We start from the raw sequence: 18487 nt of genomic DNA, 5'->3' as shown, positions 1-18487 counted from the left end.
GACGAGCGGCGAGCGGAGCGAGCCGCGAGGAACCGCGCCGGCGTGAATGCCACACGGAGAGATTTGAGCAGGGAGTGGAGCGAGCGAACGCGAGCGGAACGACCGCGTTCAAATCTCCCCCTCGGCGCTTCTACGAGGCGCAACGTGACGAACGGAGCGACCCGCGAGGGGCCGTGCCGACGACGTATCGAGGCCCCCGACGGAACATGTTCGCAACGACGGTTTTCGATCCGGGGACCCATCACTCGGACACGCTCCGACCGGGAGCCGCCGAGACCATGACCCAGGGAACCGACCCCGCCTGCGACGGCTGGGACAACTCCGAGTGCGAGGGGACGCCGTACTGCCCGCCCCGCTGTCCCCGGTACGTCGACCCCGAGGGGGCCGCGTACGTCGTGCGGCCGTTCGAGCCCGCGGACCGCGACGCGCTCGTCGAGATGTACGGGACGATCGACCCCGAGTCGCGGACGCGAGGGTTGCCGCCGACCTCCCGCTCGGGCATCGAGTCGTGGCTCGACGGGCTGACCGACCGCGGCTGGAACCTCCTCGCCCGCCGGAACGGCCGGATCGTCGGCCACGTCGGCGTCGTGCCGGGCGACGCCGACGAGCCGAAGTTCGTCGTCTTCGTCCGCGACGACCACCAGGGCCGCGGCCTCGGGACCGAACTGGTCAGACACACGATCGCGTACGCCGCCGACCGCGACTACGACGCGCTGCGGCTCTCGGTCTCGCGCGGCAACCGCCGGGCCGTCCGCGTGTACGAGAACGTCGGGTTCGAGTTCGACGGCGAGGGCGACCGGTTCACGACCGACGACCTCGATCTCGACATGCGGCTGTCGCTGTCGGCGCCCGTCGCCGACCGGGTCAGGCTGCCGCCCGCCGAGCGGTGAGGCCCCCCGAACCTGCTCCCCGGACGCGGCTCCCGGTGGACCGACTGTACGGTCGTCGGCTGCTCCGGCACGAGCGACAACGACGGGGACGGGGGTGGCGTCAAAAACGGGACCGGTTGCGGGTCGGCACCCGACGCACGCGACGCCCGATCAGGCGGCCGCGACGGCGTCGAGGATCTCCTCGTAGTCGGGTTCGTTCGTCGGGTCGTCCGCGATCCAGCTGTACGTCACGGTCCCGTCCTCGTCGATGACGAACACCGCGCGGTTGGCGATGCCGTACAGCCCGAGGTCGGGGATGTCCATCGAGAGGCCGTACGCCTCGATGCCGTCGCCGGCCATGTCGCTGACGAGGCCGAACCCGAGGTCGTGCTCGTCGGCGAACGCCCCCTGCGCGAACGACGAGTCCGCGCTGACGCCGAACAGCGTCGCGCCGGCGTCGACGAAACGGTCGTGGCGCTCCTGCAGCGAGACCATCTCGTTCGAGCACGGGGGAGTGAACGCCCCCGGGAAGAACGCCAGCACCACCGGCCCGTCGCCGAGGTGGTCGGCGAGGTCGAAGTCCTCGTGGTCGCTTCCCCTGTACGTCGCGGTGAACGTCGGCGCGGTGTCGCCTTCGGAAACCATACCCGGACGGATCCAGGGGTGCCGTCGTCGTAAACCCCCGGCGTCCGCGCGGCGGCGTACGGTCCGGCGGGTCGGGGCGAACCCTCCGACCGTCGCCGGGACGCGCCCGGGGTCCCCGCGGGCCCCGCGACGCGTCGGCTACTCCCCGCCGTCCGCGTACGCGTCGAGCGTCCCCGGCTCGCCGCCGTCGTCGCCGCGGAGCCGGCGGCGGCGCTTGTCGTAGGCGCCGTCGAGGTCGAGGAGCTGGCGCTGGCGCGAGACGAGGTACGCGTCCACGTCGCTGCGGTCGGCGGGGTGGGCCGCGTGGATCCAGACGGGGCGGTCCGCGCCCGTCGAGAGGCCGTCGGCCCACGCCTCCGCCGCCGAGCGGTCGCCGAACTCGCGGCGGGCCCCCTCGTACAGGACGGCGTGGCCGACCGCGGCGTTGGCCTTGCGCGCGGACGGCTTCACCTCCACGACGTAGCTCACGCGGGGCGCTTGGGCCGCATCCGATAAATACTCCCGGAGATCGCGGCCCCCGGATGGCCCAACTCGCGCCTCCGAACGACGCCGCGGCCGCGACTGCCCGCTCACAGCAGCAGCGAGAAGTTCCACAGCCCGATCAGGCCGAACCAGAGCGCGCAGCCGAGATACACGGTCGCGCGCAGCCCGGGCACGTACCAGTCGGGCGTCTCCCCGCCGGCGAGGCGGTCGATGACGACGCCGGACTCCGCGAGCAGGCCGACGACCACGAGCGTGATCACGGTGAGCACCGCCATTCCGGGCGCCGGCCCGAGCCACGCCATCAGCGCCCGCGACAGCGGCACCGTCTCGCGCACGGAGTCCGACAGCCGGAGTACGACCACCGTCGAGACGGCGTCGAGGCCCTTCCCGACGAGCAGCGCGGCCGCGAGGGTCGCCCGACGCATACCCGTCGCTTGACGGCGATCCGTCAAAACGGTACCCCCCGCGGCGACGCGGACGACGGTGCCGCGACCGCGCCGACGCCCGTCCGGTCGCGCCCCCGCCCCGACGCGGGCGGCTACGACTCGACCTCGACGGTGTCACCCGGCTCGACGCCGTCGGCGGCGCCGGCCGGGAGTTCGACGACCGTGTCGGCGGTCCCCCAGCCGAGCCCGATCCACGGTCGGAGCCGCTTCACCTTCGTCACCTCCCCGTCGACGAGCCAGACGGCGTCGATGGCGAACGGGACGAACGCCATGTGGAGGCTGCGCGAGTCGGCCTCGTCGAACCGGAACACGAGCGCGTAGTCGTCGGGGATCGACCGGCGGAACATCAGCCCCAGCGCCTGCGAGAGCGCGGAGTCGGCCACCTCGACGTCCTCCGCGAGGACGCGCTCCGACGGGGCGGTCGGCTCGCCGCCCTCCGGGTCGATGGCGCCGGACCGGTGGATCAGTCGCACGCCGGGTCGTGGTCGGGCCGGGGGCATGAACGTGTCCCTCGGCGGGCGGGGGGTCGGGGAGTCGATCGACGGATCGCGGGTACCGCGGCCCGTTCCGGCGGATTCGACCGGCGGACCGACGAATTTAATACTGTGTGGAATGTTAACACACAACGATGCGCGCTGATCCCTATCAGGCCGACACGGTGCGCGTCTTCGAGTGCCGACGGTGCTCGACGCGCGTCGAGGCGGAGCACAGCGTCGGGAAGTGTCCGGACTGCGGCGGCGACCTGCAGGACATCTCCGTCCCGCGGGAGTGAGGATTTTTCACCGAGGGCGACGCGACGGGACCCATGGAGGAGACGCCGGACGGGACGCCTGTCGGCGTCGACGACCCCTACGAGTTCGCCGGCCGGTGTGACCACCTCACCGGCGACGGCCGCTGCCGCTTCGCGCTGGAGCGCGCGGGGGACGACCCCGGCTTCGCCGCCGAGCGCCGGCGCGACGACTACGCCTGTCTCGTCGCCGACGAGGACGCCGACTGGCGCGACTGCCCCCACTACCGTTCGACCACCGACGCGAAGGAGTGCGTCCGCTGCGGCCTGACGGAGGTGCGCATCGCCCACGACGAGCGCCGGCCGCTGATCGAGGAACACCACCTCTCGTACGGCGAACACGGGAGCGACGCGGACGGCGCGCGAGAACCCGGAGACTGCGGCGCGGATCGGAGCCTCACACACGAGATCACCGTCGGGCTGTGCCGGTGGTGTCACACGAAGGTGCACAGATCGTTCGCCCGGGTCGACGACGACGCGAGCCCCGACCCGGAGGCGGTCGCCGAGCGCGAGTCGCGCCGGAGCGACGAACTCGGGGAGCTGGGCTTCTCGGCCGCCAGCGAGCGCTTCGGCGACGAGGGGTGACGGATACGCACGTCCGTGCATCCCCGAGCGCGAAGCGGGCCGCTTTTCACCACGTCCGCGCAACACTCGGTATGAGCGAGCCGCGCATCGTGGTGATCGACAACCACGGACAGTTCACGCATCTGGAGGGTCGCGCGCTGCGCGACCTCGGCGTCGACACGGAGATCCTCGACAACGACACCGACCCCGGGGACATCGACGCCGACGGGATCGTCCTCTCGGGCGGCCCGAGCATGGACCGCGTCGGCCGGTGCGCCGACTACCTGGAGCTCGACGTGCCCGTGTTCGGCATCTGCCTGGGCCTGCAGTTCATCGCGGACGAGCTCGGCGGCCGCGTCGAGTCGGGCGACTACGGCGGCTACGCCGACGTCGACGTGCGGATCCGCGAGGAGGACGACCCGCTCGTCGGGTCGCTCGCGCCCGAGACGCGCACGTGGGCCAGCCACGCCGACGAGGTGGTCGAGCCCCCCGAGGGGTTCGCCGTCACCGCAGACAGCGACGTCTGCGGCGTCGAGGCGATGAGCGACACCGACCGCGACCTCTACGGGGTCCAGTGGCACCCCGAGGTGAGCCACACCGAGCGCGGCCAGGAAGTGTTCGAGAACTTCGTCGAGATCTGCCGGTAGCCGGTGCGGGTCGCTCCGATACCCGACGCAGTCTTGCGATCTCGTCAGAAGTCTTCTTGGATCGTCGAACCCACGTACGTGACGGCTCTTCGGAATACGCCGGACGTACCGCGCCGGTCCGGCGGACCCCTCCGGTCCCCGGCCGTGCCTCGCTACCGATCCGCGCGGCGAGTACGCCTGCTTTTTAACTCCCGACCGCGTTCCCCTCCGGCAACGCGATGACTGCGACCCAGAGCAACCTCGCCGGCCTCTCGCGGTTCATCTTCCGCGCGCCGTCGTGGTACACGTCGGTCGCGTTCGCCCTCCTGCTCGCGGCGGTCGCGGGCGTCGGCGCCTTCGAGCGCCCCGAGACGACGCAGGTGTGGCGCGGCGTCCTGTTCGTCGGCCGCGACGCCTGGGAGGGCGTGTTCTTCATCGGTATCCCGACCGTCGTCGCCGCCCTCGGTACCGCCTGGGTCGACCGCCTCGTCGGCGGGAAGCTCACGCCGAACCGGTCGTCGTTGCTCGCGCTGGTGTGTGAGGTCGTCATCGTCGCGTTCCTCGTGTTCGGGGCCGGGCTGGCCGTCCTGACGGGGCTCGGCCAGCGGTTCGTCTTCGACGTGCTCGTGGTCGCGCTGGCGTCGGTGTTCGCGCTCCGCCTCCTCGTCGTCATGGCCGTCTCGCGGTCGTCGCTGCTCGTCGCCGCGGTACCCGCGAGCATCCAGACGGCCACCGCCGCGGTCCTGCTGTTCGTCTACAGCGGTACCCTCCGCGTGCTGGAGGTGGGCGGCCCCCTGCTCGACACGTTCCTGATGCCGTACCTCGCGCGGCCGGGCGAGGCGCCCCCGGAGCTGTCGGCGATCAAGCCCGATCACTTCCTCGTCCTGGCGCTCACCTGCGCCCTGTACGCCGTGGGCGTGTGGACGTTCCTCTACGTCGTCGACCGGCCGTGGCGCAACACGCTCGGCGTCTCGGTGCTCGATTTCCTCCAGGGGTTCATCGGTCACGTCGCCGAGGGGAGCCGGGAGCTGGAGGACTTCTTCGAGCAACTGGGCGAGGAGGCGGTCGTCCCCGTCACCGTCCTCGCGTTCCGCACGCCCGGCGGCGAGGAGAAGGCCCGCTGGGTGCTCCCGATGATCCACCCCGGGCCGATGGGCGAGATCGGCGGCGGCAACCTCCCGGTCCGGGTCGCCGCCGCGACCGACGGGCTGGCGTTCCCGCCGCACGCGACCGCCGGCCACGACTTCAACCTCGTCACCGAGCGCGAGGTGGACACCGTCGTCGCGGCGGCCGACCGCGCGTTCGACCGCGTCTCCTACTCGCGGGGGGCGACCGAGAGCGTCCGCGAGGCCGCCGGCGAGGCGACCCTCCTGGGCCAGGCGTTCGACGACGACGCCCTCCTCGTCTCCTCGTTCGCGCCGGGGTTCGCCGACGACGTGGAGTACGCGGTGGGCCTCTCGACGGCGGCCGAGGCGCGCACGAACGGGCTCGACGACGTGCTGCTCGTGGACGCCCACAACTCCAACAACGGACTCGACGGCCCCGACCTCGGCCACGTCACGCCGGGGTCGGGCCGCTCGTTCGACATGATGCAGGCCGCCGGCCGGATCGGCGAGCGGCTCGCGGTGGCGCCCCGCGGCGACCTCTCGGTCGGCGTCGCCTGGGACCGCACCGACTGGGTGCCCGAGGAGGGGATCGGCCCCCTGGGCGTCCGCGTGATGGTGACCGCCGTCGACGCCGACGCCGGCGGTGAGGGGACCACGGACGGCGGCAGCGACGGCGACAGCGACGGCGGCGGCAACGGAGACGCGGACGGCGACCCGCAGACCACCGCCTACGTCCTCGTCGACGGCAACAACATGGAGCCGGGGCTGCGCGGGACGCTCGTCGACGCCGTCGTCGACGGGACCGGCGTCGACGAGGCGGAGGTGATGACGACCGACACGCACGTCGTCAACACCGTCGAGGCCGACAATCAGGTCGGCGCCGCCATCGACCGGGGGGAACTCGCCGAGGTCGTGGTCGACCTCGTCGCCGACGCGGTCGCCGACGCCGAGCCGGTCGAGGCGGGGATGGCGACCGAGCACGCCGAGGTGACGGTGTTCGGCAACGACCGCACGGAGTCGCTCGCCAGCCACGCCAACGCCGCCGTCTCGATGGGCGGCGCGCTCGCGGCCGCGGTGATCCTCGCGTCGCTTGCCATCTCGGTGCTGCTGTTCTTCGTCACCGGCGCGTGAGCGGTCCGTCCCGGCCCTGCTCGCTCCGGTCCGAGCGCCGCCGGGCGCGACCGCTCACTCCCGCATGGACTCGACGACCGAGCCGATCTCGTTGGTCTGCTCCTCGACGGCGGCGGCGATCTCGTCGGCTTCGCCGGCGATCTCGTCGGCCTTCTCGGCGGCGCCCTCGACCATCGAGGAGACCTCCTCGGCGGAGGCGGCCTGCTCGTCGGTGGCGCGGGCGACCTCGGTGACGCCGGCGGAGGCCTCCGAGACGGTCTCGGAGATCTCGCCCAGGTGGTCCATCGCCTCCTCGGTCCGCGCGACGCCCCGCTCGATCCGCTCGTCGCTGCCCTCGATCTCGTCGATCACCTCGTCCATCTCGGCTTTGATCTCGTCGACGGTCTCCTCGACGGCCTCGGCCTCCTCCTGGGAGTCCTCCGCGAGGCTCTTCACCTCGTTCGCGACGACGGCGAACCCGTCGCCCTCGGCGCCCGCGCGGGCGGCCTCGATGTTGGCGTTGAGCGCCAGGAGGTTCGTCTGCTCGGCGATGTCGTCGATCACGTCGACGAACTCGTCGATGTCGTCGATCCGGCGGCCGATCCGCTCGATCCCGTCGGTCATCGACTCGGCGGCGTCGGCGACGCTCCGGATCGCCTCCATCGCCTCGGCGGCCGACTGCTCGCCACGGTCGGCCGCCTCCTCCGCCTCGGTGGCCGCCTGGGCGACCTGCTCGGCCGAGGAGGCAACCTCCTCGATCGCCGCCGAGAGGTTCGTCATCTCGTCGCTCACCGTCTCCATGTCCTCGGACTGTTCGCCTGCAAGTCCCGCGATCTCGCTCGTCGACACCGCGACCTGCTCGGAGGCCGCCTGCAGTCCCGAGAGCGCGTCGGCGGCGTCCTCGTCCACGTCGCCGTCTCCGGCCGCGACCTGGTCGTCGACGTCGATGTCCGTGTCGATGTCGTCCCTGGCGTCGGATCGGCTGGTTGCCATGACAGCGAAAACCTGTACCCGCAATATAACATACGGGGGTAATATTATCAGTTCGTGATCTTAACTTCGCTAAGCTACCGAAACGACTCGAAAACCGAACTTTTTCTGTCGCTACCGGAACTCGACCGGACCGCCCTCGGGTATCTCGACGAACCGTCCGCCCGCCGCCTCGACGCCGCCGTCGACGGACGGGTCGGCGCCGACGTGCGTCAGGTCGCCCGTTCCGACCCCCAGCGCGTCGGCGACGCGGCCGAACGCCCGCGGGTCGGGCTTGCGCCACCCGCAGGCGACGCTGGTGACGACCGCGTCGAAGCCGTCGCGAGACAGGGTCGAGCGCACGAGCACGCGTCCGACGAGTTCGGGGACCGCACAGTTCGCGAGCAGGCCGCCCGGGCCGCGCTCGCGGGCGGCCGCGACCGCCTCGACGGCGCCCGGCCGCGTCCGGACCGCGGGGTCGAACGCGGCGACGACGGCCCGTCGGGCGGCGTTGCCGGGGGCGTCGACGCCGCGGGAGGCGAGCGCCCGGCTCACGTGCGCCGGGAGCGGGACCTCGGCGCCCGCGGGCGCGTCGACGTGCGTCTCGCGGTAGGCGTCCGCCCAGTCGGCGGGGACGTCGACGCCGCGGGCCCGGAGTTCGTCGCCGACGGCGGACGCGGGGTCCCCGGGCAGTCCGGCGTCGACGAGCGTGTCGAACAGCGCGAACGAGGTGGCGGACACGAGCGCGAGTCGCCGGCGCGTCGCCATCAAGCCCCCGGACGCGACCGTCACGCGGATACGTGTCCATGCAGGGGCCGAGCCCTCGTCCCCCGCGTTCCTGCCCGGAGCCCCGAGCGTCGGGACCGGCGTCTCGCCATTTGATATCGCGATATTCGATTTACCGTACGACGGCCGCTCGGCTCTCGCCCGGCGACGCGACGCCCGCGAAGAAACGCGGACCGGGGCCGACCGGAGCGCTATCCCGCGCTCGGCAGCACCAGGTCCGAGACGGACACGTCGGGAGCGCTCGGCTCCGGCAGCGAGAGGTACGACCGCAGCCGTCGGTACTCGTAGACGAGCGCGGGCAGGATCATCAGCCCGGTCGTCGCCGCAACGGCGAGGTAGTCGCCGTACCGGAGGTTCACGGACGCGATGGCGAGCCACGCCGCGGTCCACGCGAGCACTGTGCTGGCGATCACGACCTCGACCACCACGGTCACGGCGCTCGAGAGTCCGCCCTCGAGGGTCGACCGTGCCTCGGCAGTCGGTGCACGTGTCACGTCCGGCCGGGGCTGTGTGCCCTTGGACGGAAAAGCGGCGGACAAGATTTCGAGGGGTCGGCGGGTCGAAGCTACCGCCGCCGGGGGCTACCGGATCGTGTTCGACTCCAGGTCGCGCGGGAAGTACGTCAGCCACTCGATGCCGCTCTCGGTGACGGCGATCGTGTCGGAGTGGCGGTAGCCGTACTCGTCGGTGTAGATCCCGGGTTCGATGGTGTAGATCTGTCCCGGTGCCATCGCCTCGTCAGCCTCGTCGACGTGGTCGTAGTCGTCCCACCCGCGGTCGATGTACGGCGGCTCGTGGCCCCCGAGGCCGATGTTGTGGCCGACGTGGTGCTGGGCGGTGTCCTCGATGCCCTGCTCCACGAAGTAGTCGTGGACGGCCTCGTCGACGCCGGCGATGGACGCGCCGGGCCCGAGCGCGTCGATCGCGATGTCCTGCGCCTCCAGCATCAGCTCGAAGTAGTGGACCTGCTCGTCGCTCGGCTCGCCGACGAACATCGTCCGCTCCAGCTCCGAGTGGTAGCCGTCGACGTTCGCGGACGCGCCCGTGATCAGCACGTCTCCCTCCGAGAGCCGCTCGTTGGGGGTGTGGCCGTGCGGGAGGGCGGTCTCCTCGCCCGAGATGTACCCCGCGTGGACGGGGCCGCTCCCCCGCGTCCGGACGGCGTAGCGGTCGCCGAGCGCGTCGAGCATCGCGCGGGAGGCGTCGGTCGTCGCCCGCTGGCTCACCGTCACCGGGTGGGCGCCGACCTCGGTGTAGTCGGCGAGGTAGCGGTGCGCCAGGTTCGCCCACTTCGCCGACTCGCGCACGAGGTCGACCTCCGCGTCGGTCTTCTCCCAGCGCATCCGGTCGACCCACGACTGGCTCTCGACCGCGACGAACTCCGAGAGGGCGGGGCCTTCATAGCCCATCACGCCCGGCGCGCCGTCCGAGTCGGAGACGACCGACTCGACGCCCATGCCGTCGAGCATCGCGGCGGCCGTCTCGATCGGCCTCCCCTGGGGGTAGTCGAAGTAGTGGTGGACGGCGTCGATCCGGGGGTTCGGCTCGACGCGCTCCACCTCCAGCCGCGGGACCGTGATCTCCACGCGGTCCTGGGTGACTGCGAGGACGACCGGCCGCTCGGTCTGGATGTGGTGGAAGCCCGAGAGGTACTCGATGCTCGTCGCGCCGAGGAACGTCGCCGCGTCCGCGTCGGTGTCCGCGAGCCGTCCGCGCACCTCAGCGAGACGCGCGTCGAACTCGGATTCGGGAAGCTTCGTCGCCATGGCTCCGGGATTCGCCGCTCGCGGGATAAGCGTCGGGGAAGCGGCGCGGGGGGACGAGGCGGGGTCGATACATCACATGACGCGATACGAAACCGGATCGTTGCGGCCGACCCACAACCTCGGAGGATGGCTTTGATTCGTGCCTTCTGTTCGTCCGAAGATAGTGTGAAAAGGGAGCTGTCATGCGGTTCTCATTTTATATCAGCAAGAAAACTTTTCTGAGTATCATACTGCGTGGCTGTTTACTAATCACCGGACGCAAGCCCGTCCATCCGCAGTATGCGTGAAAATAAGCCACGCATCAGATCCCAAACTCCGAAACACTGGGCCGACCGCCGGCGCTACGTCGGTCCGGCGGGGTCGGACGCGACCGGGTCGGTGCCTGACTCGTCGGCGTCGGCGACCTCGTGGAGCGCGTTCCGGACGGCGCCGTGCTCGGCGGCGTGGGGGCGGCCGGCGGCGTCGCCGTACCCCTCCTGAGTCAGGCGGTTCCGGTTGAGACACAGCTTCGTGAACTCCGGGCGGAGCAGGTCGAACGTCTCGAATCGGTCGGAGAGCTCCGGGAACCGCCGCTGGTAGTCGAGGACGGCCCCGCGAACCTGTCGCCAGAAGCGCTCCTCGTCGTAGCCGTGGCGGGCCGTCAGTAGGTCCGAGAGGTACCGGAACACCCCGACGAACAGCCCGCAGAAGTAGAACTGACACAGCCCCTCGGGCGGCTCCGACCGGAGCACCCCGCGGAGTTCCCCGTCCAGCCGCTCAAGCTCGGGCAGCGGCCGGTCGGAGACGTTCACGTCGTCGACGAAGTCCTTCACGCCCAGCCGGGTCGGGACGAACTCGTCGTCGAGGATCAGGATCGTGTTCTCGCCGTGCGGGGAGAACACCGTCCCGTAGCGGTAGAGGTAGTGGAGCAGGGGCGGCAGCGTCGTCGCGAACAGTTCGTCGAGCCACTCCTCCAGGTCGAGCGGCGACCGCTCGACGAACTCGGAGATCACGGCCTCGCCCTCAGCCTCGTGGAGCAGCGCGGCGAGCGTGACCGCCCGCTCGTCCTCGTCGATGAGGGCCGTGATCGACTCGCGCCAGACGGCGCCCAGCAGCTCGTCGTACTGGTAGGCGTTCCCGTCGAGCTCGGCGAACTCCGGGTGGTCGTAGTTGACGCCGGCGACCTCGCCCGGGAGGACGAGCTCGCACTCCTCCCGGAGGAACTCGTCGTCGTCGCGGATCCCCTTCACGTACTCGGTGACGCGCGGGGCGGCCTCGGTGCGCTCGCCCGGCAGCCCCCGCCAGACGAGCGTGTTCAGGACCTTCATCGGCAGCTTCACGTTGTGCTTGCCCGGCGCGTCGACGTTGAACATCGTGCGCACGGACTGCCCGGGGAGGTACTCGTCCTCGCCGTCGCCGAGCGGGACGAGCGCGTCCTCGGCCAGCTCCTTCGCGTACAGCGAGGTGACGACCTCCTCCCACTGGTAGTCGTGGACGGGGATCAGGGTGTACGCGTCGGGGTCGAGCCCGCGGTCCGCCAGGTCGCGCATGAACGCGTCGTACTGTTCCCCGAGTTCCTCGCGGAGCAGCCCCTCCGGGTCGAGGCCCCCGACGGTCTCGAAGGCCACGCGGTCCTCGCGTGCGGCCAGCCAGCCGATCGTCGTGGTCCGGCGGCGCTCGGGGGCGTACGCGCGGTAGTCCTCGTAGTCCCAGCCGAGCCGCCCCTTGTTGAACGTGATCCACGGGTGGCCGGTCATCTCGCTCTCGTACTCGGCGTAAGACAGGTCCGCGAACGAGTCGGGCGCCTCGCGCGCCTCGACGTGCGCGTCCGCGAGCAGGGTGTTCCGGTACTCCCGGATCAGGTGCCCCGCGGTCAGCTCGTCGGTGCCGAGCGTCTCGCGGGCGTCGAGGAGGAACCGGATCGGGTCGGTCGCGTCCGCCCACGCGGCGTCGGACCCCGGCGCGGTCGACCGCTCGACCGTCCCCGGGAACACTCGGAGGCCGTCCATGAGCCGCTCCTCGGCCTCGAACCGGTAGGCGACGGCGGGGTCCTCGTCGTCGTCGGCTCCCCGCTCGCCCTCGTCCCCGCGGTCGCTGTCCGTCTCCCGCTCGCCGTCGCCCGCGAGGTCGACCCGGTAGCGCCCGCCGCGGTCGGTCGCGGCGACGCGCTCCGGGTCGATCAGCTCCTCGTAGGCGAACTCCCGCAGCATCTTCGCGAGGAGGTCGCGCTCGGCGGCCTCCCAGTTGTCGGCGTCCAGTGCGTCCTGTAGCGTGTCCTCGTAGGTGTCCATCGTCGTGTTAGTGTTCGTGTGGCGTGTCGGTCGGTCGGCGGTGCGTTCGGTCCTCGACGGACGTGCGGCTCCCCGGCGGACCGTCGGTCGGTGCGCCCGCGGGCGCCGGTCCCGCGGGGCGACGCGAGGCGCCGGCGTCAGTCGTCACCCCGCGGGGGCTCGGCCGGCCGGCCGCGGTCGTCGCCGGTCCGCCCGCCGGAGTCGGCTCCCTCTGCCTCCCCGCGGAGGCGACCGGCGGGCGCGTGTTCGACGTACCGGGCCGGCGAGAAGTCCTGGAAGACGGTGTTCCGGTCGACCGGGTACGGCGAGTCCGCGAGCAGGCGGTCGAGGATCACCGCGTTCCGGTAGGTGCCGAGCCCGAGGTCCGGCGCGCCCACCCCGTGGGTGTGCACCTCGGCGTTCTGGACGAACACCTCCCCCGGGAGGTCCCCCTCCAGCGCGTACTCGCGGCCGACGCGGGGGCGACCGTGCTCGTCGCGGTCGATACGGGGCTCCAGCGACGAGAGGAACGACGGCGTCGGGCGGTGGTATCCCGTCCCGAGCACCACCGCCTCCGTCTCGAACGCGAACGCGGTGTCCTCCTGTCGCTGGCGGCAGTCGACCCGGTAGCGGCCCGGCCCGACGCGCTCGATGCCCTCCACCTCGGTCATCGCGATCATGCCCACGTCGGGGTCGCGGTCGCCGACGGAGTGCTCGTACAGCGCCTCGTAGATCTCGTCGCTCGTGTCCGGGTCGATCCCCTTGTACAGCAGGTCCTGCTCGGGGATGAGGTCGTCCTTGAGCGGCTGGGGCAGGTCGTACACGTAGTCGGTGTACTCCGGCGTGAAGTGCTGGAGCCCGAGCTTCGAGTACTCCATCGGGAAGAACCCGTCCGACCGGGTGACCCAGTCGAGCCGGTAGCCGTGTTCCGGCTGTCGGTCGAGCAGGTTCTGGAACACCTCCGCCGCGCTCTGCCCGGAGCCGACCACCGCGATCGACTCCGCCTCGAGCACCGACTCGCGGTTCGGCAGGTACCCCGCGGTGTGGAACACCTCGTCGTCGGGGAAGCCGCGGAACGCCTCGGGGACGTACGGCCGGGAGCCGACGCCGACCACGAGATCGCGCGCGAGGTAGCGGTACCGCTCGACCCCCGGGGCGTCCGGGTCGGTCGCCGCGGGCTCCGCGGGGTCCTCGGGACGGACCGCGGTCACGCGGAAGTTCGCCTCCGGGTGCTCCTTCCCAACCGGCTCGACGTCGACCACCCGCCGCGAGAAGCGGGCACACTCCAGCGTCTCCGCGACCCACCGGCAGTAGTCGTCGTACTCCCGCCGGGGGATCTGGAACGTCTCGTAGAAGTAGAACTCGTACAGCCGGTCGCGCTCGCGGAGGTAGTTGAGGTAGCTGTACGGGTTCGTCGGGTCCGCGAGCGTCACCAGGTCGGCGAGGAACGGCACCTCCAGGGTCGTCCCCTCGATGAGCATCCCCTCGTGCCAGACGAACGCCGGCTTCTGTTCGAGGAAGACGGCGGAAAGCGGCACGTCGTCGCTCCCCTCGATCAGCGCCGCGAGCCCCAGGTCGAACGGGCCGAGGCCGACGCCGACGAGGTCGCGGACGCGGTCCGGATCGCCGTCCGTGGAGTCGCCGTCCGCGGGATCGCGGTCGACGCTGTCGGCGGGATCGGCGCGGTCTGAGTCGCCGTCGACGCCGCGGCCCGCGGGATCGGTCGACCCCTCGCTCATCGCTCCACCCCCGCGGACCCGGCGTCGCCGTCGCGGTCCGTCGCGGCCTCGGCGTCGCCCGCGGCGGCCGCGTCTCCCGGGTCGTCCGCGTCCGCCGCGGCGGCCTCGGCCGCCAGCGCGCCGGGGGAGAACGACCGCTCGAACCGGGCGCGCTCGCACACCAGCAGGGTCGCGTCCTTCCCCTCGTGGGGGAAGCGGAACTCACCGCGTGGCCGGAATCCGACCCGCTCGAACGCCCGGATCGCGGCGTCGTTGCGGGCGTCCGGCTCGGCGACGACGCGGTCGGTGCCGGGGTGACGGAACGCGAGGTCGGCCATCGACCGCAGGAGGGCGGTGCCGTACCCGCGGCCGAGGTACTCCTCGGGGCCGATCAGGAGGTGGATGCCCTGGTCGCCGTCGCGGGCGTCGTAGTGGTCCGCGAGGGGGTCCTCGGCGGCCCAGTAGCGCTCGAAGTAACTCATCGGGACGCCGTCCACGCGGCCGACGTACGGGGTGACGTGGTCGTCGTCGAGCCGCTCGGAGAGCGCCCGGCGGAACGCCGGCAGCGGCGCGCCCATCTCCCAGTAGGGGCGCACGTGCTCGCTCGTGAGCCACGCGTGGAGGCGGTCGAGGTCCCGCGGGAGCTCGACCGGGCGGAACGACACCGTCCGGTCGACGCCCGGCGCGGGGCGGCGGTACTCGCAGTCGTCGGACAGCAGGCTGAGCGCGTCAGTCATCGGACGTAGTGGTCGTCGAGACGGGGTCGGTCCCGCCGGACACCCGCGTCACGATCGGGTTCTCGACGTCGGTGTAGACGGACTGGTTCTCCAGGTCGTTCTCCAGCTCGTCGAGGCCCTCGAAGCGGGTGAGCAGGTTCGCCTTACACGGGACCCGGCGCTCCGAGAGCAGCCCCGACACGAGCGTCGAGGCGTCGGGCTCGTGGTCGGCGAGCGATTCCAGCTCCGCCCGGAGCACGGCGAGGAGGTCGGGCTCGTCGGCGACGCCGCCGGCGCCGAGGGCGTTCACGACGCCGAGGGCGTTGTTGAGGACGACGTAGTAGCGCAGGCGCTCGTCGGCGACGGCGTCCGGGCAGACGGTGTCGGCGCGCTCGCCGACGCCGGGGAGCCACCCGTCGACGCGGTCGTACCGCGACTCGGGGAAGTAGTACCCCTGGTTGTCGCGGTAGAACCCCTCGACGGGCCACCCGTCGCCGTCGAGGCGCACGAGCGTGTTCTGCTGGTGGGCCTCGACGCCGACGCCGAGCTCGAAGTACGTCCACAGCACCGGCCGGACCGTGACCGAGAGGTACGCCCGGAACCACTCGCGGGCGACCGCCCGCTCGGAGCGGCCCTCGCGCTCGGCGACGCGGGCGACGACCCGGGCGGCCCGCGAGGGGCCGTCGAGGCCGTCCTGACACAGCCCGACGACCGGGGTGACGTTCCTCGCGTCGTCGCCGCGGAAGGGGTTCTCCCGCAGCACGGTCTCGAAGCCGGACTCCGGCCCCTCACCGAGGTCGAGCGTGAGCGCGGCGGGGTCCTCGACGACCGAGAAGTCCGGGAAGCGGTCGGCGAGCGCGTCGCCGAACCCGGTCGCGAGCAGCTCGGAGACGGCGACCCCCCGGGCCAGCTCGGGGCGCTTGTTCGTCCGCTCGGCGTTGGTGATCCGCACCGCGAGCGACCCCTTGACCATGAAGGGCGCGTCGGGGCTCCACAGCGTCCGTACCGACGAGGTCGGGTGGAACGTCGGCCCGAACGCGCCGAGGTCGCGCACGTCGCCGCGGTCGAGCGCCGCCTCGACGTGCGGCTGCGAGCGGAGGTAGTCGGCCTGCCAGGGGTGGACCGGAACGAGCGCCTCCCCCGCCGCGACGGCCTCGTCGGCGGCCGCGGGCGCGTCGTCGGCGTCGGCGACGAGCGCGTCGACCCACTCGGCGGCGGTCCCGTCCCGGGCGGACCACTCCGAGACGACGGCGGGGTCGGCCGCGAAGAACCGCAGCGGGAAGCCGCCGCGGAGCTCCGGGGCGTACCGCCCCGCCTCGTGGTCCGGGATCCCCTCCCGGCTCTTGGGCGTCGGGTGGAGGTGGTGGCCGTACACCAGCGACTGCTCGGCGTCGCGGAAGCCGACCGTCCCGCCGTACATCCGGTCGTGCTCGGCGGGGTCGTCGCGGGCGGCGGCGAACCGCTCGGTCGCGCGCCGCGAGGCGAGCACCCGGCGCAGGAGGTCGTCGCCCGCGGTCGGGTCGCCGGCGTCGAGCGCGAGTTCCCGCCGCGCGAGCGCCGCCAGCGTCCCCGAATCGAGCGGCTCGGGAGCGGTGCCGTCGGCGGCGTCGACCGCGGTCGCGTCGACGGCGCCCGACCCGTCGGTCACGCGCGGGTCCGCCCCGGCGCCGACGCCGCGGGCGTACGCCGGGAGGCGGAACAGGTGCCGGCCGGTCGCCGACTCGTAGCGCAGCGGCGCGAACGCGGCGACCCCCTGTCGGGGGAACGGGACGCGGACGACCCGACCGTCGGCGCGGTCGGCGCCCGCCGGGACCCCGTCCGGGACCGCGCTCGGGGGGAGGACCTCGCCGGCGCCCGTCTCCCGGAGGTAGCAGTTGAGGAACGCGTGCAGGGTCGCCGACTCCGCGTGCTCGGCGGGGGAGTCGGCGACGGTCCCGACGCCCGTCACCGGTCCACCCCCGTCGCGTCGGCGGTCGCCCCGGACGGAGCGTCGCCGTCCCGCCGGCGGTCGGACCGGAGCGCCTCCGTCCCCTCGCGGTCGGTCGAGCCGGCCCCGTCCGTCCGCTCGGCCCCCTCGGCCTCGACGGCCGCGGCGTGTCCTTTCAGCGCGACGAGGAGGTCGCGGACGTCGTCGACGGTCGTCCGGGGGTTCATCAGCGTGAACTTCAGGTGCGCCCGGCCGTCCACCTCGGTCCGCGCGACCACGCCCCGGCCGGCCTCGAACAGCCGGTCGCGCGCCTCCCGGTTCACCCGGTCGGCCCACGCGCCGGGGTCGCGGTCGGGGCGGTCGCGAAGCGGCGTGTACCGGAACGTCACCGCGTTGATCGTCGGCTCGCAGGCGAGCTCGAACGCCGGGTCGGCGCGGATCTCGCCCGCGACGCGGTCGGCGAGCGCGACCGTCCGGTCGACGAGCGCGGCCAGCCCCTCGCGGCCGAGCGTCCGGAACGCGACGTACGGCTTCAGCGCGTCGAACCGCCGGGTCGTCCGCGTCGACTTCCCCACGAGGTTCGGCACCTCGTCGGCCTCCGGGTTGAGGTACGCCGCGTTGCGGCTCATGTACCGGAAGTCGCCCCCGTCGCCGAGCAGGAACGCCCCGCAGGCGATCGGCTGGAAGAACAGCTTGTGGAAGTCGACCGCCAGCGAGTCGGCCCGCCCGATCCCCGACAGCACGTCGCGGTGGTCGTCGCTGACGGCGAGCGCGCCGCCGAACGCGGCGTCGACGTGGAGCCAGAGGTCGCGGGCGTCGGCCACGTCCGCCAGCTCCGCGAGCGGGTCGACGCTGCCGAAGTCGGTCGTCCCCGCGGTGGCGACGAGCGCGAACGGCCGGTCGCCCGCCGCCTCCAGGCGGTCGAGTTCCACCCGGAGCGCGTCCGGGTCCATCCGGCGGCGGTCGTCGGTCGGCACCTCGACGACGGCGTCCTCGCCGAGGCCGAGCAGGGCGGCCGACTGGGCGGCCGTGAAGTGGGCGTCCGCCGAGCAGAGCACGCGCATGTCGCCCGCCTCCGGCGGCAGCCCCGCCTCGCGGACCGAGCGGTCGAACGTCTCGGCGACGTACCGGTCGCGCGCGAGCAGCAGCCCCTGGTGGTTCGACTCGGTGCCGCCGCCGGTGAGCACGCCGTCGGCGTCCGGCCCCAGGCCGAACAGGTCCGCCAGGTCCGCCACGAGGCGCTCCTCGACGACGGTCGCGGCTGGCGCCTGGTCGAAGGAGTCGAGCGACTGGTTGACGGCCGCGAGCATCGCCTCGGCCGCCAGCGAGGGGACCGTCGGCGGGCACTGGAGGTGCGCGACGCACGCCTCGTCGCTGGGGTACACCGCGTCCGCGAGCACGCCGTCGCGCACGTCCGCGAGCACGTCGTCAAGCGGCGCGCCCGTCTCGGGGAGCGTGACGCCGTCGAGGCGCTCGCGCAGGTCCGCGTAGGTCGCGCCCGAGTAGGGGCCGTCGGGGTCGCCGACGACGTCCAGCACCGCGTCGCGCGCGGTCGCCATCGCCTCGGCGTACGCCTCGTTGCCGGCCTCGCTCCCGAGGAACAGCCCCTCCGCCAGCGCGCGTCCCCGGGCGGCCGACCCGTCCCCGGGGTAGCGGTCGTCCTCGCCGTCTGCGGTCCCGTCACGGTCGGCACCGCCGTCGCCTCCGGCGGCCAGGTCGG

At 72.6% G+C, this 18487-nt stretch carries 18 protein-coding genes; 5 read left to right on the top strand and 13 right to left on the bottom strand.

Going from position 1 to position 18487, the window contains the following annotated elements; translation table 11 throughout:
• The first annotated feature begins 278 nt into the window (after positions 1-278).
• Positions 279-890, top strand: coding sequence for a GNAT family N-acetyltransferase (locus ACQUQ1_RS12375; RefSeq protein ID WP_435064608.1), 612 nt, complete (start codon positions 279-281; stop codon positions 888-890).
• Between the two features lie 150 nt (positions 891-1040).
• Here ACQUQ1_RS12375 and ACQUQ1_RS12370 read toward each other — a convergent pair whose 3' ends face one another.
• The 4 genes from ACQUQ1_RS12370 to ACQUQ1_RS12355 all read right to left on the bottom strand — a co-directional run bounded on the left by ACQUQ1_RS12370 (position 1041) and on the right by ACQUQ1_RS12355 (position 2916).
• Positions 1041-1514, bottom strand: coding sequence for a redoxin domain-containing protein (locus tag ACQUQ1_RS12370; RefSeq protein ID WP_435064607.1), 474 nt, complete (start codon positions 1512-1514; stop codon positions 1041-1043).
• A gap of 138 nt (positions 1515-1652) precedes the next feature.
• Positions 1653-1982: a hypothetical protein gene (locus tag ACQUQ1_RS12365; protein WP_435064606.1), complete on the bottom strand. Its 330-nt coding sequence runs from the start codon at positions 1980-1982 to the stop codon at positions 1653-1655.
• Positions 1983-2083: 101 nt separating this feature from the next.
• A complete protein-coding gene (locus tag ACQUQ1_RS12360) occupies positions 2084-2422 on the bottom strand; it encodes a hypothetical protein (protein ID WP_435064605.1) in 339 nt (112 codons plus the stop codon).
• A gap of 113 nt (positions 2423-2535) precedes the next feature.
• Complete coding sequence (locus ACQUQ1_RS12355) at positions 2536-2916, bottom strand: DUF192 domain-containing protein (protein ID WP_435064604.1); 381 nt, start codon at positions 2914-2916, stop codon at positions 2536-2538.
• A 155-nt stretch (positions 2917-3071) separates the two neighbouring features.
• Here ACQUQ1_RS12355 and ACQUQ1_RS12350 point away from each other — a divergent pair, with 155 nt between their 5' ends.
• From ACQUQ1_RS12350 to ACQUQ1_RS12335, 4 genes are all read left to right on the top strand, one after another.
• Positions 3072-3215 carry a rubrerythrin-like domain-containing protein gene (locus ACQUQ1_RS12350; RefSeq protein ID WP_435064603.1) on the top strand — a complete coding sequence of 48 codons (144 nt, stop codon included), beginning with the start codon at positions 3072-3074 and terminating at the stop codon, positions 3213-3215.
• A 33-nt stretch (positions 3216-3248) separates the two neighbouring features.
• Positions 3249-3815, top strand: a complete 567-nt coding sequence (locus ACQUQ1_RS12345; protein WP_435064602.1) for a DUF7097 family protein — start codon at positions 3249-3251, stop codon at positions 3813-3815.
• Positions 3816-3886: 71 nt separating this feature from the next.
• Positions 3887-4441: a GMP synthase subunit A gene (locus ACQUQ1_RS12340; protein ID WP_435064601.1), complete on the top strand. Its 555-nt coding sequence runs from the start codon at positions 3887-3889 to the stop codon at positions 4439-4441.
• Between the two features lie 218 nt (positions 4442-4659).
• Positions 4660-6657 carry a DUF2070 family protein gene (locus ACQUQ1_RS12335; protein ID WP_435064600.1) on the top strand — a complete coding sequence of 666 codons (1998 nt, stop codon included), beginning with the start codon at positions 4660-4662 and terminating at the stop codon, positions 6655-6657.
• A gap of 54 nt (positions 6658-6711) precedes the next feature.
• On the opposite strand, the gene ACQUQ1_RS12330 is transcribed toward ACQUQ1_RS12335, so the two are convergent.
• The 9 genes from ACQUQ1_RS12330 to ACQUQ1_RS12290 form a co-directional block, all read right to left on the bottom strand.
• The gene (locus ACQUQ1_RS12330) at positions 6712-7629 is read right to left on the bottom strand and encodes a methyl-accepting chemotaxis protein (protein WP_435064599.1); all 918 of its coding nucleotides are present in this window, start codon (positions 7627-7629) and stop codon (positions 6712-6714) included.
• Between the two features lie 111 nt (positions 7630-7740).
• The gene (locus ACQUQ1_RS12325) at positions 7741-8373 is read right to left on the bottom strand and encodes an HAD family hydrolase (RefSeq protein WP_435064598.1); all 633 of its coding nucleotides are present in this window, start codon (positions 8371-8373) and stop codon (positions 7741-7743) included.
• A 209-nt stretch (positions 8374-8582) separates the two neighbouring features.
• Positions 8583-8825, bottom strand: a complete 243-nt coding sequence (locus tag ACQUQ1_RS12320) for a hypothetical protein (protein ID WP_435064597.1) — start codon at positions 8823-8825, stop codon at positions 8583-8585.
• Between the two features lie 147 nt (positions 8826-8972).
• On the bottom strand, positions 8973-10157 hold the full coding sequence (locus ACQUQ1_RS12315; protein ID WP_435064596.1) for a M24 family metallopeptidase: 1185 nt from the start codon (positions 10155-10157) through the stop codon (positions 8973-8975).
• Between the two features lie 341 nt (positions 10158-10498).
• A complete protein-coding gene (locus ACQUQ1_RS12310) occupies positions 10499-12427 on the bottom strand; it encodes an IucA/IucC family protein (RefSeq protein ID WP_435064595.1) in 1929 nt (642 codons plus the stop codon).
• Positions 12428-12564: 137 nt separating this feature from the next.
• Positions 12565-14145, bottom strand: coding sequence for a lysine N(6)-hydroxylase/L-ornithine N(5)-oxygenase family protein (locus ACQUQ1_RS12305; RefSeq protein ID WP_435064594.1), 1581 nt, complete (start codon positions 14143-14145; stop codon positions 12565-12567).
• The gene (locus tag ACQUQ1_RS12300) at positions 14142-14861 is read right to left on the bottom strand and encodes a GNAT family N-acetyltransferase (RefSeq protein ID WP_435064593.1); all 720 of its coding nucleotides are present in this window, start codon (positions 14859-14861) and stop codon (positions 14142-14144) included. Before ACQUQ1_RS12300 ends, ACQUQ1_RS12305 begins: the two co-directional genes overlap by 4 nt.
• Entirely contained in the window at positions 14854-16788 is a 1935-nt protein-coding gene (locus tag ACQUQ1_RS12295; RefSeq protein WP_435064592.1) for an IucA/IucC family protein, read from the bottom strand. The genes ACQUQ1_RS12300 and ACQUQ1_RS12295 overlap by 8 nt, the downstream gene beginning before the upstream one ends.
• A complete protein-coding gene (locus ACQUQ1_RS12290; protein ID WP_435064684.1) occupies positions 16785-18326 on the bottom strand; it encodes a pyridoxal phosphate-dependent decarboxylase family protein in 1542 nt (513 codons plus the stop codon). The genes ACQUQ1_RS12295 and ACQUQ1_RS12290 overlap by 4 nt, the downstream gene beginning before the upstream one ends.
• Positions 18327-18487: the final 161 nt, after the last annotated feature.

Origin of the sequence: Halobaculum sp. EA56, from assembly GCF_051195075.1 — an archaeon.
Taxonomy (GTDB): Archaea; Halobacteriota; Halobacteria; order Halobacteriales; family Haloferacaceae; genus Halobaculum.
Note: the sequence above shows the minus strand (reverse complement) of the source record. Positions and strands in the feature narration are given on the sequence as shown.